1 protein-coding gene is annotated in these 20158 nt (G+C 73.7%); it reads left to right on the top strand.

What is annotated here, in order from left to right; all coding sequences use genetic code 11:
- Positions 1-83 precede the first annotated feature (83 nt).
- Positions 84-20114, top strand: coding sequence for a type I polyketide synthase (locus ACWC5C_RS32185; protein WP_450881193.1), 20031 nt, complete (start codon positions 84-86; stop codon positions 20112-20114).
- The last annotated feature ends 44 nt before the right edge of the window (positions 20115-20158 follow it).

Below are 20158 nucleotides of genomic sequence, written 5' to 3'. Positions count from 1 at the left end.
ACGTGCCCGCCGTTTTCCCGCAAGTCTGAATGGATGCTGCTCCCATGGCGAATGAAGACAAACTTCGCACATATCTCCGCCGAGTGACCGCCGAACTCGACGAGGCGCACGACCGCCTGCGGGAGGTCACCGACAAGGAGCAGGAGCCGATCGCGATCGTGGCGATGAGCTGCCGCTTCCCCGGAGGTGTCAGCTCCCCCGAGGAACTGTGGCGGCTCCTCGCATCCGGCACCGACGCCATCACGCCCCTGCCCGCCGACCGCGGCTGGGACCTGGAGAGCCTGTACGACCCGGACCCCGACGCCATGGGCAGGTCCTACGTCCGCGGCGGCGGATTCCTGCACGAGGCCGCCGAGTTCGACGCCGGATTCTTCGGCATATCCCCGCGCGAGGCCCTGGCCATGGACCCGCAGCAGCGGCTGCTGCTGGAGACCTCCTGGGAAGCCCTGGAACGGGCGGGCATCGACCCGGCCTCCGTCAAGGGCAGCAAAACCGCCGTCTTCGCGGGCATCAGCGGCCAGGACTACGCGGCCCTCTTCGGCACCGCCCCCGGCGAGGCCGAAGGCTATGTCGGCACCGGCAACTCCGGCAGCGTCCTCTCCGGTCGCGTCGCCTACACCCTGGGCCTTGAAGGCCCGGCGGTGACGGTCGACACCGCCTGCTCGTCCTCCCTCGTCGCCCTCCACCTCGCCGCCCACGCCCTGCGCAAGGGCGACTGCACCCTCGCCCTCGCGGGCGGCGTCACGGTCATGGCGACCCCTGGCCCGCTGGTGGAGTTCTCCCGCCAGCGTGGCGTCGCCGCCGACGGCCGTTCCAAGGCGTTCTCGGCGGACGCGGACGGTATGGGCATGGCCGAGGGTGTGGGCGTACTGCTGGTGGAGCGGTTGTCGGACGCCCGTCGCAACGGTCATCCGGTGCTGGCGGTCGTACGCGGCACCGCGGTGAACCAGGACGGTGCGTCGAATGGGTTGACGGCGCCGAACGGCCCGTCCCAGCAGCGGGTGATCCGTCAGGCACTGGCGAACGCGCGGCTGACGGCGGGCGAAGTGGACGCGGTGGAGGCGCACGGTACGGGGACGACGTTGGGCGACCCGATCGAGGCGCAGGCGCTCCTCGCCACCTACGGGCAGGAACGCGAACAGCCTCTGTGGCTGGGGTCCGTCAAGTCGAACATCGGGCACACGCAGGCCGCCGCGGGTGTGGCTGGTGTGATCAAGATGGTCATGGCGATGCGGCAGGGCGTACTGCCACAGACCCTGCACGCCGCAGAGCGCACCGCGCAGGTGGACTGGTCCGAGGGCGCTGTGGAGCTGCTGACCGGGGCGCGGGAGTGGCCGGAGAGCGGGCGACCCCGCCGCGCGGGCGTCTCCTCCTTCGGCATCAGCGGCACCAACGCCCACGTAGTGCTGGAGGAAGAACCCCAGGAGGAACCGGCCGGTGAACCGGAGACCGTGACGGTCGACTCGCCGACGGTACCCCTGCTGCTCTCCGGCCGAACCGACACCGCCCTGCGCGCCCAGGCCGCCCGCCTGCACACCCGCCTACTGGACACACCGGACCTGCGACCCGTCGACACAGGCTTTTCCCTGGCTACCTCCCGGTCGGCCCTGGAACACCGGGCTGCCGTCGTCTCGGGGGACCGGGACGAACTCCTGGCTGGGCTGGCCGCGTTGGCCGAGGGCGCGCCGGGGCTCGTACGAGGCTCGGCCGGTGAGGCTGGTCGGGTCGGGTACCTGTTCACGGGTCAGGGCTCGCAGCGGGTCGGCATGGGCCGGGAGCTGTATGCGGCGTTCCCGGTGTTCGCGGCGGCGTTCGACGCGGTGTGTGCGCGGTTTGACGCGGAGTTGGACCGGTCGCTGCGGGAGGTCGTCTTCGAGGACGCGGCCGCTCTGGACCAGACGGTTTACACGCAGGCGGCACTGTTCGTTGTGGAAGTGGCGTTGTTCCGGCTTCTGGAGTCCTGGGGCGTCACGCCGGATGTACTGCTGGGCCACTCGATCGGTGAGTTGGCCGCCGCGTATGTGGCGGGTGTGTGGTCGCTGGAGGACGCGTGTGCGCTGGTGGCGGCGCGTGGTCGGTTGATGCAGGCGCTGCCCGCTGGTGGTGCGATGGTGGCGGTGCAGGCGAGCGAGGCCGAGGTCGCCGAGGCCCTGACGGGTCTGGACACGGTGTCGATCGCTGCCGTCAACGGGCCCGCGTCCGTTGTGGTGTCCGGTGACGAGGACGTCGTACTGGAGATCGCGGAGCGGTTCGCTCAGCAGGGCCGTAAGACCAAGCGTCTGGTGGTCTCGCACGCTTTCCATTCGCCACGCATGGAGCCGATGCTGGCGGAGTTCCGCAGGGTCGCGGAGGGGCTGTCGTACGAGGCGCCGCGTATCGCGGTCGTCTCGAATGTGACCGGTCGTCCGGCCACCGCCGACGAGCTGTGCAGCCCGGAGTACTGGGTGCGGCACGTCCGTGAGGCGGTGCGTTTCGCGGACGGAATGCGAGCGCTGGCCGAACAGGGCATACGGACGCTCATCGAGCTGGGCCCGGACGGTGTGCTCTCCGCGATGGGCCAGGACAGCACCGACGCCCTCTTCGTGCCCACCCTCCGCGCCGACCGGCCCGAAACCCAGGCCCTGACCACCGCTGTCGCCCGAGTCCACGTCGAGGGAGTCGCCGTCGACTGGGCGGCGTTCTTCGCCGGGCGCGGCGCCAGGACGGTCGACCTGCCCACCTACGCCTTCCAGCGCGAGCGTTACTGGCCCGAGATCAGCGAGGGCGCCGGTTCCGCCGACCCGGTGGACGCCGCTTTCTGGGAGGCCGTGGAGCGCGGGGACGTGGCGGCGTTCGCGGGCACGCTGGAGGTCGGCGAGGAGGAGCGGTCCTCGCTTGGCACGGTGCTTCCGATGCTGGCCTCGTGGCGCACACGGCACCGCACGCAGTCCGCGGTGGACTCATGGCGCTACCGGATCGCCTGGAAGCCGGTGTCGCATGCCACCGAGCCGGGGCGGCCGCTGACGGGCCGTTGGATCGTACTGCTGCCACAGGGCCGGTCGGCGGGGGCTGCCGCGGTTCTCGACGCGCTCGTCGGCTCCGACGCCGAGCCGGTCACCGTCGAGGTCGACGCGGCCGACTGCACCGTGGCCGCGCTGCTGCCCCGACTGCGGGACGCGGTCGCCGACTCGGCGCCGGTCGCCGGTGTGCTGTCCTTCCTCGCGCTGGACGAGACCCCGCTCCGGGAGCACCCCGAGGTGACCTCCGGACTCGCCGCCACGCTCGAACTGGTGCGGGCCCTCGGAGAAGCGGACATCGCGGCGCCGCTGTGGTGTCTGACCCGGGGCGCCGTCTCGGTCGGCCGGTCCGACCGCCCGGCGAGCCCGGCACAGGCGCAGACCTGGGGGCTCGGCCGGACCGTGGCCCTGGAGCACTCCGACCGATGGGGCGGACTGCTCGACCTGCCCGAAACCCTGGACGACCGCTCGCTGGCCCGGGTGCTGCGCGTGCTGGCCGAGGACGGTACCGAAGACCAGATCGCGGTGCGCGCCTCCGGAGCGTTCGTACGACGACTTGCCCGCGCTCCCCGATCCGAGTCGCCGGTCACCCCCTGGCGCCCGCGCGGCACCGTCCTGGTCACCGGCGGCACCGGCGCTCTGGGTGCCGAAGCCGCCCGCTGGCTCGCCCGCAACGGTGCCGAGCACCTGATCCTCACCAGCCGCCGGGGTCTTGACGCTCCCGGCGCCGAGGAACTGCGCCGGGAACTGACCGAGCTGGGCGCGACGGTCACCGTCGCGGCCTGTGACATGGCCGACCGGGACGCACTGGCCAGGCTGCTCGCCGAGATACCCGCCGAGACGCCGCTCAGCGCGGTGCTGCACGCCGCGGGCGCCGGCCAGTTCACGCCCGTCGCCGACACCGCCCCGGCCGAACTCGCCGACGTGCTGCGCGCCAAGGTGGCCGGAGCCCGCGACCTGGACGAACTGCTGGGCGACACCCCTCTGGACGCCTTCGTCCTCTACTCCTCCATCTCCGCCGTCTGGGGCAGCGGCGGCCAGGGCGCCTACGCGGCCGCCAACGCCTACCTCGACGCCCTCGCCGAACAGCGCCGCGACCGGGGACTGGCCGCCACCTCGGTGGCCTGGGGCCCGTGGAGCGGCGGCGGTATGGCCGACGGCGAGGCCGAGGGGCATCTGCGCCGCCGCGGCCTGAGCCCGCTCGCCCCCGAACTGGGCGTCGTCGCACTCCGGCAGGCCGTCGAGCACGACGACGTGGCCGTGTCCGTCGCCGACGTCGACTGGGACCGCTTCGTCGCGGGCTTCACCGCCGTACGCCCCAGCCCGCTCCTCGGCGACCTGCCCGAGGTGCGCAGCGCCCTGGTCACCGAGGCGCCCGACGACGACGCCGACGCGGAACTGCCGCGCCGCCTCGCCGCGCTCTCCGAAGCCGAGCAGCAGCGCCTGCTCCTGGACCTGGTACGCACCGAGACCGCCGCCGTACTGGGCCACGCCTCCCAGGACGTGGTGGAAGCGGGCCGTGCCTTCCGGGAACTCGGCTTCGACTCGCTCACCGCGGTGGAACTCCGCAACCGGCTCAACACCCGCACCGGGCTGGTCCTCCCGGCCACCCTCGTCTTCGACCACCCCACCCCCGTCGACCTGGCCGGACACCTCCGCGACGCACTGGTCGGCGCCGCGGGCCGGGTCCACACGGCGCTCCCCGCGAGCACCGCGCCCACCGACGATCCGATCGCGATCGTCGGCATGGCCTGCCGCTACCCCGGAGGTGTCTCGTCGCCGGAGGAACTGTGGCGGCTGGTGGCCGCCGACGGTGACGGCATCGGGGAGTTCCCCACCGACCGTGGCTGGGACCCGGACGCGGTCTACCACCCCGACCCCGAGCACCCCGGGACCTCGTACACCCGAGAAGGCGGATTCCTCTACGACGCCGGCCACTTCGACGCCGGGATGTTCGGCATCTCGCCGCGTGAGGCCCTCACGATGGACCCGCAGCAGCGACTCCTCCTCGAGGCCTCCTGGGAGGCCGTGGAGCGGGCGGGCATCGACCCGACCGCACTCCGGGGCCACCCCTGCGGAGTGTTCGTCGGCTCCAGCTACCAGGGCTACGGCGTCGGCGGCGGCCAGGGCGACGACCCGGCCGAATACTCCCTCACCGACATCTCCACCAGCGTCGCCTCCGGCCGTATCGCCTACGCCCTCGGTCTGGAGGGCCCGGCGGTGACCGTCGACACCGCCTGCTCGTCTTCCCTCGTCGCCCTGCATCTCGCCGCGCAGGCGTTGCGCTCGGGGGAGTGCTCGCTCGCGCTGGCCGGTGGCGTCTCCGTGATGCCGACCGCCAGTACGTTCGTGGAGTTCTCCCGGCAGCGCGGGCTCGCCGCCGACGGTCGCTGCAAGTCCTTCGCGGACGCGGCGGACGGCACCGGCTGGGGCGAGGGCGTCGGTGTGCTGCTGGTGGAGCGGCTGTCGGACGCGGAGCGCAACGGTCACCGGGTGTTGGCGGTGGTGCGCGGCAGTGCGGTGAATCAGGACGGTGCGTCGAATGGGTTGACGGCGCCGAATGGTCCGTCGCAGCAGCGGGTGATCCGTCAGGCGCTGGCGAACGCGCGGCTGACGGCGGCCGAGGTGGACGCGGTGGAGGCGCACGGTACGGGGACGACGTTGGGCGACCCGATCGAAGCGCAGGCCCTCCTCGCCACCTACGGGCAGGACCGCGAACAGCCCCTGTGGCTGGGTTCGGTGAAGTCGAACATCGGGCATACCCAGGCGGCTGCCGGTGTGGCCGGTGTGGTCAAGATGGTGATGGCGATGCGGCACGGTGTGCTGCCGCGGACCCTGCATGTGGATCAGCCGTCGCAGCAGGTGGACTGGTCCGAGGGCGCGGTGGAGCTGCTGACCGAGGCGCGGGAGTGGCCGGAGTCGGGGCGACCGCGTCGGGCCGCCGTGTCCTCCTTCGGCATCAGCGGCACCAACGTCCACACCATCATCGAGCAGGCCCCCGACACCCCGACGACCACGCCGCGGACACCGGTCGTGGCATCGCCGGTCGTGCCCTGGGTGCTGTCCGGACGCACCGAAGCCGCCCTGCGCGGCCAGGCACGGCGACTGAGGGACTGGCTGGAAGCGCACCCCGAGTCCTCCCTCGTCGATGTCGGCCACGCGCTGGCCACCTCGCGAGCGGCGCTGGAGGACCGTGCCGGACTCGTGGCCGGAGACCGGGACGAATTCCTGGCCGTACTGGCGGCTTTGGCCGAGGGTGAGCGCCTGCCGGGGCTCGTGCGCGGGTCGGCCGGAGACGGTGGCAGGGTCGGATTCTTGTTCACCGGTCAGGGCTCGCAGCGGGTCGGTATGGGCCGCGAGCTGTATGCGGCGTTCCCGGTGTTCGCGGAGGCATTCGACGCCGTATGCGCACGGTTTGACGCGGAGTTGGACCGCCCGCTGCGGGAGGTCGTCTTCGAGGACGCGGTCGCGCTGGACCGGACCGTCTATGCGCAGGCGGGTTTGTTCGCTCTCGAAGTGGCGCTGTTCCGGCTTCTGGAATCGTGGGGTCTGGCACCGGATGTCCTGCTCGGACACTCCATCGGTGAGCTGGCCGCCGCGTATGTGGCGGGTGTGTGGTCGCTGGAGGACGCGTGCACGCTGGTGGCGGCGCGCGGGCGTTTGATGCAGGCGCTGCCCGAGGGCGGTGCGATGGTGGCGGTGCAGGCGAGCGAGGCCGAGGTCGCCGAGGCCCTGACCGGCCTGGACACGATCTCGATCGCCGCCGTCAACGGACCCACCTCCGTCGTTGTTTCCGGCGACGAGGACGCCGTACAGGAGATAGCCGAGCGGTTCGCTCAGCAGGGCCGTAAGACCAAGCGGCTCACGGTTTCGCATGCTTTCCATTCGCCGCGTATGGAGCCGACGCTGGCGGAGTTCCGCAGGGTCGCGGAAGGCCTGTCGTATGAGGCGCCGCGTATCGCGGTCGTCTCGAATGTGACCGGACAGCTCGCGACCGCCGAAGAGTTGTGCGACCCGGGCTACTGGGTGCGGCACGTCCGTGAGGCGGTGCGCTTCGCGGAGGGGGTCAAGGCCCTGGACGAGCAGGGTGTACGGACCCTGATCGAGCTGGGCCCGGACGGTGTGCTCTCCGCGATGGGTCAGGACAGCACCGACGCCCTCTTCGTGACCACCCTCCGTGCCGACCGGCCCGAGGCGCAGACCGTGACCACGGCTGTCACCCAGGCCCACGTCCGCGGAGCCACTGTCGACTGGGCGGCGTTCTTCGCGGGCTGGGGCACTCGCCCGGTGGAGTTGCCGACGTATGCCTTCCAGCGGGAGCGCTACTGGACGGTGTCGGAACCGGTCGGGGCCACGGACAGGGCCGATCCGGTGGACCGGGCGTTCTGGGAGGCCGTGGAGCGGGCCGATGTGGCGCGAGTCGCCGAGACCTTGCGGGTCGGTGCGGCCGAGCGTGATTCGCTGAGCGCGGCGCTGCCGGTGCTGTCGGCCTGGCGCAAGCGGCACCACACGGAGTCGGTCGCCGACTCGTGGCGCTACCGGGTGACGTGGAAGCCGGTGCCGGAGAGCGGCGCCGCCGCTCCGACCGGGACCTGGCTCGTGGTCCTGCCCGAGGGGCGGCACGGCGACGAATGGGCCGAGGCCGTCCTGCCCGCGATGGACGGACGGGGGGCGCGGACCGTCCTCCTGACCGTCGGCGCGAACAAGGACAACCGCGCGCGGCTGGCCCGGCGGCTGTCCGACCTGGCCGAGGAGGAGGGGCCCGTCAACGGAGTGCTGTCCTTCCTCGCGCTGGACGAGACCGTTCGCTCTCAGCACCCCGGAGTGACCGAGGGCCTGTGGGCCACCCTGGAACTCGTACGGGCCCTCGGCGACGCGGAGGTCACGGCACCGCTGTGGTGTCTGACGCGGGGCGCGGTGTCGGTGGGCCGGTCCGACCGGCTGGCGAGCCCCGCCCAGGCGCAGGCCTGGGGCCTTGGCCGGGTGGTGGGGCTGGAGCACCCCGACCGGTGGGGCGGTCTGGTCGACGTACCGGAGACGGCCGACGAGCAGGCGCTGCGGCGGCTGCTCGCGGTACTGGCCGGGAGCGGCGACGAGGACCAGATCGCGGTGCGCGCCTCGGGCGTGTTCGTCCGACGGCTCGCCCACGCTCCTCGCCGTACGGGGGACAGCGCCCCGTGGCGCCCGCGCGGCACCGTGCTGGTGACCGGCGGTACGGGCGCGCTGGGCGGTGAGGTCGCCCGCTGGCTCGCCCGTAACGGCGCCGAGCATCTCATCCTCACCAGCCGCCGGGGCCTCGAGGCTCCCGGCGCCGAGGCACTGCGCCAGGAGCTGACCGGACTCGGCGCCGAGGTGACGGTGGCGGCCTGCGATATCGCGGACCGGGAGGCGCTGGCGGACCTGCTGGCGACCCTGCCCCCGGAGCAGCCGCTCCGGGCGGTGGTGCACGCCGCCGGCGTCGGCCAGTACACCCCGCTCGCCGACATGGACGCAGAGGAGTTCACGCGCGTGGTGACCGGCAAGGTCGTCGGCGCCCGCCATCTGCACGAACTGCTCCTCGACACGCCCCTGGACGCGTTCGTCCTGTTCTCGTCCGTCTCCGGCATCTGGGGCAGCGGCGGTCAGGGGGCCTACGCCGCGGCCAACGCCTACCTCGACGCCCTCGCCCAGCAGCGCCGGGACGCCGGACTGCCCGCGACCGCGCTCGCCTGGGGGCCCTGGGCCGAGGTCGGCCTGGCAGCAGCGGACGCCACGGGTGAGGCACAACTGCGCCGGGGCGGTCTGCTGCCGCTGGCGCCGGAGTCGGCCATCGCCGCCCTCCAGCAGGCCATGGACGCCGACGACACCGCCCTGACCATCGCCGACGTGGAGTGGGAGCAGTTCCTGCCCGGCTTCGCCGTCGCCCGGTCCCGCCCGCTCATCGGCGACCTGCCGGCCGTCCGAGCGGTGCTGGACGAGGAACGCCCGCACGACGTGGACCTCGCGGACTCCGCGCTCGCGCGCCGACTGCGCGGCCTCTCCGAGGCGGAGCGCGGGCGGGCGCTGCTGGAACTGGTCCGTACCGAGGTGGCGGGGGTACTGGGCCACGCCTCGCCGGACGATGTGGCGGCCGAACGCCCGTTCAAGGAGCTGGGCTTCGACTCGCTGACCGCCGTCGAGTTCCGCAACCGGCTGAATGCCGCGACCGGGCTCACCCTGCCCTCGACACTCGTGTACGACTTCCCCACCGCGGCGGTCCTGGCCGAACACCTGGGCCGCGAACTGCGCGGCGTGGGCGCGGAGTCCGCCTCCGACACCCCCGCAGCCACGGTCGGGACCACCGACGATCCGATCGCGATCGTCGGCATGGCCTGCCGCTACCCCGGCGGCGTGTCCTCCCCGGAGGAACTGTGGCGGCTGGTCGCCGACGGCATGGACGGCATCGGGGAGTTCCCCGCCGACCGTGGCTGGGACCTGGAGAAGCTGTACGACCCGGACCCCGACCGGCCCGGGGCCTCGTACGTCCGCGAAGGCGGCTTCCTCTACCAGGCGGGCGACTTCGACCCCGGTCTGTTCGGCATCAGCCCGCGTGAGGCGCTGGCGATGGACCCGCAGCAGCGGCTGCTGCTGGAGGCCTCCTGGGAGGTCTTCGAGAATGCCGGGATCAACGCCGTCGGCCTGCGCGGCAGCCGGACCGGAGTGTTCGCCGGATGCGGCTACCAGGGATACGGCGCCGGATTCGACACCGCCGCGGAGAGCGTCGAGGGCTACGCCATGACCGGCGCCTCGGCCAGCGTGGTGTCCGGCCGCGTGGCGTACACCTTCGGTCTGGAGGGCCCGGCGGTCACCGTCGACACCGCCTGCTCCTCCTCCCTCGTCGCCCTGCACCTGGCGGTGCAGGCACTGCGCTCGGGGGAGTGCTCCCTCGCCCTCGCGGGCGGTGTCACGGTCATGCCGACCGCGGGTACCTTCGTCCAGTTCTCCCGGCAGCGCGGCCTCGCCACCGACGGCCGGTGCAAGTCCTTCGCGGACACCGCCGACGGCACCGGCTGGGGCGAAGGCGTCGGCGTCGTGCTGGTCGAGCGGCTGTCGGACGCCGAGCGCAACGGCCACCGGGTGCTGGCGGTCGTACGGGGCAGCGCGGTCAACCAGGACGGCGCGTCCAACGGCCTCACGGCCCCGAACGGCCCGTCCCAGCAGCGGGTGATCCGACAGGCGCTCGCCAACGCGCGGCTTACGACCGCCGATGTCGACGCCGTCGAGGCACACGGCACCGGAACCACCCTCGGCGACCCGATCGAGGCGCAGGCGCTGCTCGCGACCTACGGCCAGGAGCGGGAACAGCCGCTGTGGCTGGGCTCGGTGAAGTCCAACATCGGACACGCCCAGGCCGCCGCCGGTGTGGCCGGTGTGATCAAGATGGTGATGGCGATGCGGCACGGTGTGCTGCCGCGCACCCTGCACGTGGACGAGCCGTCCCACCAGGTCGACTGGTCCGCGGGCGCCGTGGAGTTGCTGACCGAGGCGCGGGAGTGGCCGGAGACCGGGCACGCGCGGCGGGCCGGGGTCTCCTCCTTCGGTATCAGCGGTACCAACGCCCACGTCGTTCTGGAACAGGCGCCGCCGAGCGAGCCCGCCGACGAGCCGGACACGGTCACTGTCAGCTCCCCGGTGATCCCCTGGGTCCTGTCCGGCAAGACCGCCACGGCCCTGCGCGCCCAGGCCGCTCGCCTGCACACGCACCTGGTGGACCGGCCCGAGCTGCGGCAGCTCGACGTGGCGCTGACCCTGGCCACCTCCCGGATGGCCCTGGAACACCGGGCCGCCGTGGTCGCCACGGACCGGGACGAACTTCTCGCCGCCCTGAACGCGCTGGCCAAGGAGGGGAGTTCGGCGACGCTGTTCGAGGGCGTCGCCGGTGAGGACGGGCGCGTCGGGTTCCTGTTCACGGGTCAGGGCTCGCAGCGGGCCGGGATGGGCCGTGAGCTGTACGCGGCGTTCCCGGTGTTCGCGGAGGCGTTCGACGCGGTGTGTGCGCGGTTCGACGCGGAGCTGGACCGTCCGCTGCGGGAGGTCGTCTTCGGGGACGCGGCCGCGCTGGACGAGACCGTCTACACGCAGGCTGGTCTGTTCGCGTTGGAGGTGTCCCTCTTCCGACTGCTGGAGTCGTGGGGCGTCACGCCTGACGTTCTGCTGGGGCATTCGATCGGTGAGCTGGCTGCCGCGCATGTGGCGGGTGTCTGGTCGCTTGAGGACGCGTGCACGCTGGTTGCCGCGCGCGGCCGTCTGATGCGGGCGCTGCCGCCCGGCGGCGCGATGGTGGCCGTGCGGGCGACCGAGGCCGAGGTCGCCGAGACGGTGACCGGCGCCGTGTCGATCGCTGCCGTCAACGGGCCCGAGTCGGTGGTGATCTCGGGTGACGAAACCGGGGTACTGGAGGTCGCCGCGCACTTCGCTCAGCAGGGCCGTAAGACCAAGCGGCTCACGGTCTCCCACGCCTTCCACTCGCCTCGCATGGAGCCGATGCTGGCGGAGTTCCGCCGGGTCGCGGAGGGGCTGTCGTACAGCGCGCCGCGTATCGCGGTGGTCTCGAACGTGACCGGTCGTCCGGCCACCGCCGAGGAGCTGTGCGCCCCGGAGTACTGGGTGCGGCACGTCCGTGAGGCCGTCCGTTTCGCGGACGGCCTCGGGACGCTCGCCGAGCAGGGCATCCGCACCCTGGTCGAGCTGGGGCCGGACGGTGTCCTCTCGGCGATGGGGCAGGACACCGCCGACGCTCTCTTCGTTCCCGCCCTCCGCGCCGACCGCCCCGAGGCGCACACGCTGACCTCGGCCGTCGCGCGGGCACACGTCGGGGGCGCCGCCGTGGACTGGGCGGCGCTCTTCGCGGGCCGGGGGGCCAGGCAGGTGGAGCTGCCGGCCTACGCCTTCCAGCACCAGCGGTACTGGCTGGAGGCCGGGGTCTTGGCGAGCAACGTCGAGCTGGCGGGCCTGAGCGCCGCGGACCATCCGCTGCTGGGTGCCGCCGTGGAGACGCCCGCCACCGGTGGGCTGCTGTTCACCGGCCGGCTGTCGCTGGACACCCATCCGTGGCTCGCGGACCACTCCGTCATGGGCTCGGTGCTGCTGCCCGGCACCGCCTTCGTGGAGCTGGCCATCCGGGCCGGTGACCAGGTCGACTGCGGCCGTCTGGAGGAGCTGACCCTCGAGGCGCCGCTGCTGCTGCCCGAACGCGGCGCGGTGCAGGTGCAGTTGGCTGTCGGTGGGCCGGATGGCTCCGGCGCCCGGGGCTTGAGCATCCACTCCCGTCACGAGGGCCGGGCCTGGACGCGGCACGCCAGTGGACGGCTGGCGCCGGCCGGGCCGGTGCCATCGGCCGAGCCGGGCGTGTGGCCACCGGCGGACGCCGTTCCCGTGGCGATCGAGGGACTGTACGACGCGTTCGCCGCCGCGGGGCTGGAGTACGGGCCCGCGTTCCAGGGCGTGCGCGCGGTGTGGACGCGACCCGGCGAGGTGTTCGCCGAGGTCGCCCTGGACGACGGGGTCGCGGACGCGGCCGGTGAGTTCGGGCTGCATCCGGCTCTGCTGGACGCGGCGCTGCACGCGGTCGGGCTGGGCGACCTGGTCGAGGCGGCCGGCCAGGCCCGGCTGCCCTTCGCCTGGTCGGGTGTGAGCCTGCACGCCGAGGGCGCGCGGGCGGTTCGGGTACGGCTGTCCCGGGTCGGCGCCGACACGGTGGCCCTGACGGTCACCGACCGGGCCGGTGTCCCCGTGGCGAGCGTCGACACGCTGTCCCTGCGCCCGGTGCGGGCCGGTCAGCTGGAGACGGCCCGGGGCGGTGGCCGGGAGTCCCTGTTCCGGGTCGAGTGGGTGCCGCTGCCCGAGCGGCGGCAGCCGGTGGAGGACGCGGCCCGCTCCTGGGCCGTCGTGGGCGACGACGCGTACGGTCTCGCCGCCGCGTTCGATCCGGACGGGCCCGGTCTCGATGTCCGTCCGGATCTGGGCGCGCTCGACAGGCCGGTGCCCGACGTGGTGTTCGCCTGCGTCACCGGCGGCGAGGCCACGGCCGGTGGCGTGCACGAGGCCGCCGCCGTCGCCCTGACGCTGGTCCAGTCGTGGCTGGCCGAGGAGCGGTTCGCGTCCTCGCGGCTGGTCCTGGTGACCCGGGGCGCCGTCGGGGACCAACTGTCCGACCTGGCGGGCGCGGCCGTATGGGGCCTGGTGCGCTCGGCACAGTCCGAGAACCCCGGCCGTCTCGTTCTCCTCGACCTGGGCGAGGACGCCGTCCCCACCGGGTCCCTGAGCGGGGCGCTCGATGGGGACGAACCCCAGCTGGCCGTCCGTGAGGGCAGGGTCGTGGTGCCGAGGCTGGCCCGGGTGACGGCCCCCGCCGACACCGCCCCGGCCCCCGCCGACAGCGACGGCACGGTGCTGGTGACCGGTGGTACGGGCGCCCTCGGCGCGGTGCTCGCACGGCATCTGGTGACCGAGCGCGGCGTACGCCGGCTGCTGCTGACCAGCCGGCGCGGCGAGGCCGCGCCGGGCGTGGCCGAGCTGGTGGCCGAACTGGCCGGGCTGGGCGCCTCCGTACGGGTCGCCGCCGTGGACGTGGCGGACCGCGAGGCGCTGGCCCAGGTGCTGGCCGGGATACCCGCCGAGCACCCGCTGACCGCAGTGGTGCACGCCGCAGGTGTCACCGACGACGGAGTGGTCGGCGCGCTGACCCCGCAGCGGATGGCGGCCGTGCTGCGCCCCAAGGTGGACGGCGCGTGGAACCTGCACGAGCTGACCCGCGACGCACACCTCACCTCCTTCGTGCTGTTCTCGTCCGTGGCGGGCGTCATGGGCGGCGCCGGACAGGCCAACTACGCGGCGGCGAATGCCTTCCTGGACGCGCTCGCCCAGCTCCGTACCGCCTCCGGCCTGCCCGGCCGGTCCCTGGCCTGGGGACCGTGGGACGAGACCGGCGGCATGGCCGACGCGCTGACCGACAGCGACCGGCAGCGGATGGCCCGCTCGGGACTGCACCCGCTGTCCGCCCGGCAGGGCACCACCCTGTTCGACCGCGCGGCCGCCGTCGACGAGCCCGTCCTGGTGCCCATGCACCTCGGCCTCGGCGACCCGGGCACCGCCGCGGAAACCGCCGACGTACCCGCCCTGCTGCGGGGCCTGGTGCGCGGGCCCGCCCGGCGGCGGCTCGCCGCGGAGGAGTCCGCCACCGGCTCGGCGCTGGCCCAGGGGCTCGCCGGACTCGACCCGGCGGAGCAGGAGCACCGGCTGCTGGAACTGGTCCGCACCCAGGTGGCCGCGGTACTGGGCCACGAATCGGCGGCCGCCGTCGAAGCCGAACAGGCCTTCCGGGACGCGGGGTTCGACTCGCTGACCGCGGTGGAGCTGCGCAACCGGCTCACCAAGGCCGCCGGAGTACGCCTGCCCGCCACCCTCGTCTTCGACTACCCGACGCCCCTGGCGCTGGCCCGAATGCTGCGCGACGAACTCGTCGGCGCGCGGACCGAGACCGCGCCGCCCACCAGCGGCGCCGCGCCGGCCGCCGACGAGCCCATCGCGATCGTCGGCATGGCCTGCCGCTACCCGGGCGGGGTGACCTCCCCGGACGAACTGTGGCAACTGGTGGCCACCGGCGCCGACGGCGTGGACGTCTTCCCCGCCGACCGAGGCTGGGACGTCGAGTCGCTGTACGACCCGGAGCTGTCCCGCCCCGCCACCTCGTACACCAACGAGGGCGGATTCCTCTACGGCGCCGCCGAGTTCGACCCGGCCTTCTTCGGCATCAGCCCGCGCGAGGCCCTGATGATGGACCCGCACCAGCGGCTGCTGCTGGAAACCTCGTGGGAAGCCATCGAACACGCGGGCATCGACCCGACATCCCTCAAGGGCAGCCGTACCGGGGTGTTCGCCGGGGTGATGTACCACGACTACGGCGTGCTCCTGGCACAGGGCTCAGACGAAGACACCGAAGGCGACGTCGGCGGCGCAGGAAGCTCCGGAAGCGTCGCCTCCGGCCGGGTGTCGTACACCCTCGGCCTCGAAGGCCCGGCGGTCACCATCGACACCGCCTGCTCCTCGTCGCTGGTCACCCTGCACCTGGCCGCGCAGGCGCTGCGGTCGGGGGAGTGCTCGATGGCCCTCGCCGGTGGCGTGACCGTCATGTCCACCCCGCGCACCTTCGTCGAATTCTCCCGGCAGCGCGCGCTCTCCCCGGACGGGCGCAGCAAGTCCTTCTCGGACGACGCCGACGGCACCGGCTGGGGCGAGGGCGTCGGCATGCTGCTCGTGGAGCGGCTCTCCGACGCCCGCCGCAACGGACACCCGGTCCTGGCGATCGTGCGCGGCAGCGCCGTCAACCAGGACGGCGCGTCCAACGGGCTCACCGCACCGAACGGACCGGCCCAGCAGCGGGTGATCCGTCAGGCACTGGACAGCGCCGGTCTGTCCGTGGCGGACGTCGACGCCGTGGAGGCGCACGGCACCGGCACCAAGCTGGGCGACCCCATCGAGGCACAGGCGCTGCTCGCCACCTACGGGCGGCGCGAGGCGGACGCCGAACCGCTGTACCTCGGCTCCATCAAGTCCAACATCGGCCACGCCCAGGCCGCCGCGGGCGCCGCCGGGATCATCAAGATGGTGATGGCGCTGCGCCACGGAGCGCTCCCGCGCACCCTGCACGTCGGCGCGCCGACCTCGCAGGTCGACTGGGAATCCGGGGCGGTGGAGCTGCTCACCGAGGCCCGCGACTGGCCCGCCATGGACCGGCCGCGCCGGGCGGCCGTGTCGTCCTTCGGCGTCAGCGGCACCAACGCCCACATCATCCTGGAGGAACCGGCCCCTGCGGCCCTGCACCCCGCCGACCACGGGCCCGCCGAGGACACGGCACCGCTCGTGCCCTGGCCGCTGTCGGCCAGGACCGCTGCGGGAGTACGCGCCCAGGCCGCCCGGCTGCGGGCCCACCTGGAGCGGAACCCGCGGCTGCGCCCGCTGGACGTGGGCCACTCGCTGCTCACCGGGCGTACCGTGTTCGACCACCGCGCGGTCGTGGTGGGCACGGAACCCGCCGAGTTCCTGGAGCGGCTGGCCGCCCTCGCCGACGGCCGGGAGCCGCTCGGCGTGGTCCGGGGCGGGCCCGGCGCCGGAACCCGCAACGGCCCGGTGTTCGTCTTCCCCGGCCAGGGCACCCAGTGGCCGGGCATGGGGCTCGAACTGCTCGACGCCTCCCCGGTGTTCGCCGAGCGGATGGCGGAGTGCGCCGCCGCGTTCGCCCCGTTCCTCGACTGGTCCCTGATGGACGTCCTGCGCGGCGTGCCCGGGGCACCGGACCTCGACCGGGTGGACGTGGTCCAGCCGGTGCTGTTCGCGGTGATGGTGTCGCTGGCAGAACTGTGGCGCGCGCACGGCGTGCGGCCCTCGGCCGTGGTCGGCTACTCGCAGGGCGAGATCGCCGCCGCCTGCTTCGTGGGCGCGCTGTCCTTGACGGACGCGGCCCGCGTGGTCGCGCTGCGCAGCCGCATGCTGGCCGAGAACCTGGCAGGCCGGGGCGGTGTCGCCTCCGTGATGATCTCCAGCGAGGAGGCGGACCGTCGCGTCGCCCGCTGGGGCCGGGCCCTGTCCGTGGCCGGTGTCAACGGCCCCAAGGCGGTCACCATCGCCGGAGACGAGCAGGCGCTGGCCGAGCTGGTCGCCGAATGCGAGGCGGACGGCATCCGGGTGCGGTCCATCCCCGCCTCGGTGCCCAGCCACTGCCCGCAGGTCGAGCCACTGCGCGAACCCCTGCTGCAACAGCTCGCCCCGGTGACCGCCCGGTCGACGGACATCCCGTTCTACTCGACGGTGACCGGCGGGATCGTCGACACCGCCGAGCTGACCGCCGAGTACTGGTACCGCAACATGCGCGGCACGGTGCTGTTCGAGCCCGTCGTCCGCCGCCTCCTGGCGGACGGGTACGGCACGTTCCTGGAGAGCTCCCCGCACCCGATGCTGACGATCGCGGTCCAGCAGATCGACGGCGACGCGACCGTGATCGGCACGATCCGCCGCCGGGAGGGCGGCCTGGACCGCTTCCTCGCCTCCCTGGGCGAGGCGCATGTCGCGGCCCTGCCCGTCGACTGGCAGCCGGTCTTCGCGGGCAGGGACGCCCGCCGGGTGCCCCTGCCCACCTACGCCTTCCAGCACCAGTCCTACTGGCCCCGGCTGCCCCGGCAGACCGCCGGTGACGTCACCGCGGCCGGGCTGGCCGCCGCCGACCATCCGCTGCTCGGCGCCACCGTGGAACTGCCCGACTCCGGCGGCCTGCTTTTCACCGGACGGCTGTCACTCGACACCCACCCGTGGCTCGCCGACCACGCCGTCGCCGGAGTGGTGCTGGTACCCGGCACCGCCTTCGTCGAACTGGCCGTCCGCGCAGGACACCACGTGGGCTGCGACCGGCTGGACGAACTCACCATCGAAGCCCCGCTGGTGCTGCCCGAACACGGCGCCGTCCAGGTCCGGCTGACCGTCGGCGAGACCGACCCCACCGGCCGCCGCCCGCTGACCGTCCACTCCCGCGCGGCGGGCACCCAGGACACCGCGACCGGCGAACCCTGGACCCGCCACGCCACCGGTCTGCTCGCCGCAGACGGCGCGCTCGCCCCCGCAGGGACGGGAATCTGGCCGCCCGCCGGCGCCGTGCCCGTCCCCGTGGACGGCCTGTACGAGCGGCTGGCGGTCGACGGCGTCGACTACGGCCCGGCGTTCCAGGGCCTGCGGGCCGTCTGGCAGGACGGTACGGACGTACTCGCCGAAGTCGCCCTCGACCAGCCGACCAGCGCCGACGCGGCACACTTCGGGCTGCACCCGGCACTGCTGGACGCCGCCCTGCACGCGATCGGCCCCGGCGGACTCCTCACCGACCAGGACAGCATCCGGCTGCCGTTCTCCTGGGCCGGCGTGTCCCTGCACAGGACCGGCGCGGGAGCGCTGCGCGTCCGGCTGTCACCGGCCGGCCCGGACACCGTGTCCCTCACCGTCGCCGACGCCTCCGGCGCACCCGTCGCCTCGGTTGAGTCGCTGGTGCTGCGCCCGGTGACGGCCGAGACGTTCGCGGGTGCACGCGCCAGGCACCACGACAACCTGTTCCGGCTCGGCTGGGCGGCCGTACCCGAACCGACCGCCCTCCCCGCCGTGACGCCGGGCGCCTGGGCGGTCCTCGGTACGGACGAGCTGCGCCTCGCCGAGAACCTCAAGGCCGTGGGCACCCCGCCCGGCGCCTACCCCGACCTGGCCGCGCTCGCCGAAGCCATCGGCGCGGGCGCCCCGGTGCCGGAGGTGATCCTGGTAGGCGCCGGCGGTGCACGGACACCGCAACAGGCGGACGAGCGGGAGGCCCAGCAGCCGGACACGGTGCACAGCGCCGCGCACGACGCGCTGGACCTCGCCCAGTCCTGGCTCGCCGACCCGCGCCTGGCCACCGCCCGGCTGGTCGTGGTGACCCGCGGCGCGGTCGCCGCCCACCCCGGCGACAGCGTGCCGGACCTCGCCGGAGCCGCCGTGTGGGGACTCATCCGGTCGGCACAGACCGAGAACCCGGACCGGTTCGTCCTCGTCGACCTCGACGACCGGGAACCCTCCTGGCGAGCCCTGCCCGCCGCCGTCGCGACCGGCGAACCCCAACTCGCCCTGCGGGACGGCACCGCGCACGCCGCCCGCCTCACCCGGGTCACCGCCCCGCCGCCGGACCAGGCCGGGTCGCACACCCCGGCGGACGGCACCGAAACCGGCCTCGCCGCCCGCCGCGACGGCACCGTCCTGATCACCGGCGGCACCGGCGCCCTCGGCAGCCTGGTCGCCCGCCACCTGGTCACCGCCCACGGCGTCCGCGACCTGCTGCTCACCAGCAGGCGCGGCCCGAACGCCGACGGCGCCGCCGAACTGGCGGCGGAACTCACCGAGCTGGGCGCCCGCGTGACGATCGCGGCCTGCGACACCGCCGACCCGGAGGCGCTGGCCGCACTGCTGGCCGGCATTCCCGAGGAGCATCCGCTGACCGCCGTGGTACACGCCGCCGGTGTGCTCGACGACGGCGTGATCGGCTCCCTCACCCCCGAGCGGGTGGACCGGGTGCTGCGCCCCAAGGTGGACGCCGCCTGGCACCTCCACACCCTCACCCGGGACCTGGAGCTGTCGGCGTTCGTCCTCTTCTCCTCCGCGGCCGGCGTCTTCGGCGGCCCCGGCCAGGGCAACTACGCGGCGGCCAACGCCTACCTGGACGCCCTGGCCCACCACCGCCGGGCCCTCGGGCTGGCGGCCACCTCCCTCGCCTGGGGCCTGTGGGCCGACGAGACCGGCGTCAACAGCGGTATGGCCGACACCATCGGAGACGTCGACATACGCCGTATGACCCGCTCCGGTATGACCGGCCTGTCCGCGCCGGAGGGCCTGGCCCTGCTGGACCTCGCCGACACCCTGGACGAGGCCCTGCTGGTGCCGACCCGCCTCGACCGTGCACCGGGCGGCCCGGGCGCCGTACCGCCACTGCTGCGCGACCTGGTCCGCGGCCGGGCCCGGCCCACCCCACAGGAACAGGCCGACACGGACGGCACCGCGTTGCGCGACCGGCTGCTGGGCGTACCCGCCGAGGACCGTGCCCGGGTACTGCTCGACGTGGTCCGCGGCCAGGTCGCCGACGTCCTCGGACACACCTCCGCGGACGCCGTCGAGCCCGACCAGGCCTTCAGCGAACTCGGCTTCGACTCGCTGACCGCCGTCGAACTGCGCAACCGGCTCAACCAGGTCACCGGGCTGCGGCTCACCCCGACCGTGGTCTTCGACCATCCCAGCCCCCACCGGCTCGCGGACCAGCTCCTCGCCGACCTGGACCTGGAAGAGCCCACGGCGACGGCACCGCTGCTCGCCGAGCTCGCCCGGATGGAGTCAGCCCTCTCCACGATCACCCCGGACACCTTCGCCGAGGCCGCCCCGGACGACACCGCCTACGAGGAGGTCACCGTGCGGCTTCAGACACTGCTCGCCAAGTGGAGCCGCTTCCGCACCGAGCCGGAGCCCGCGCAGACCACGCGCAGCCTGGAGACGGCCACCGCCGACGAGCTGTTCGACTTCATCGACGGCGAGCTCGGGGAGCTGTGACCGATGCCCTGCACCCCTGACGACGATTCGCGAGGAGCGACGAG

This window comes from Streptomyces sp. NPDC001700, assembly GCF_053596435.1.
Note: the sequence above shows the minus strand (reverse complement) of the source record. Positions and strands in the feature narration are given on the sequence as shown.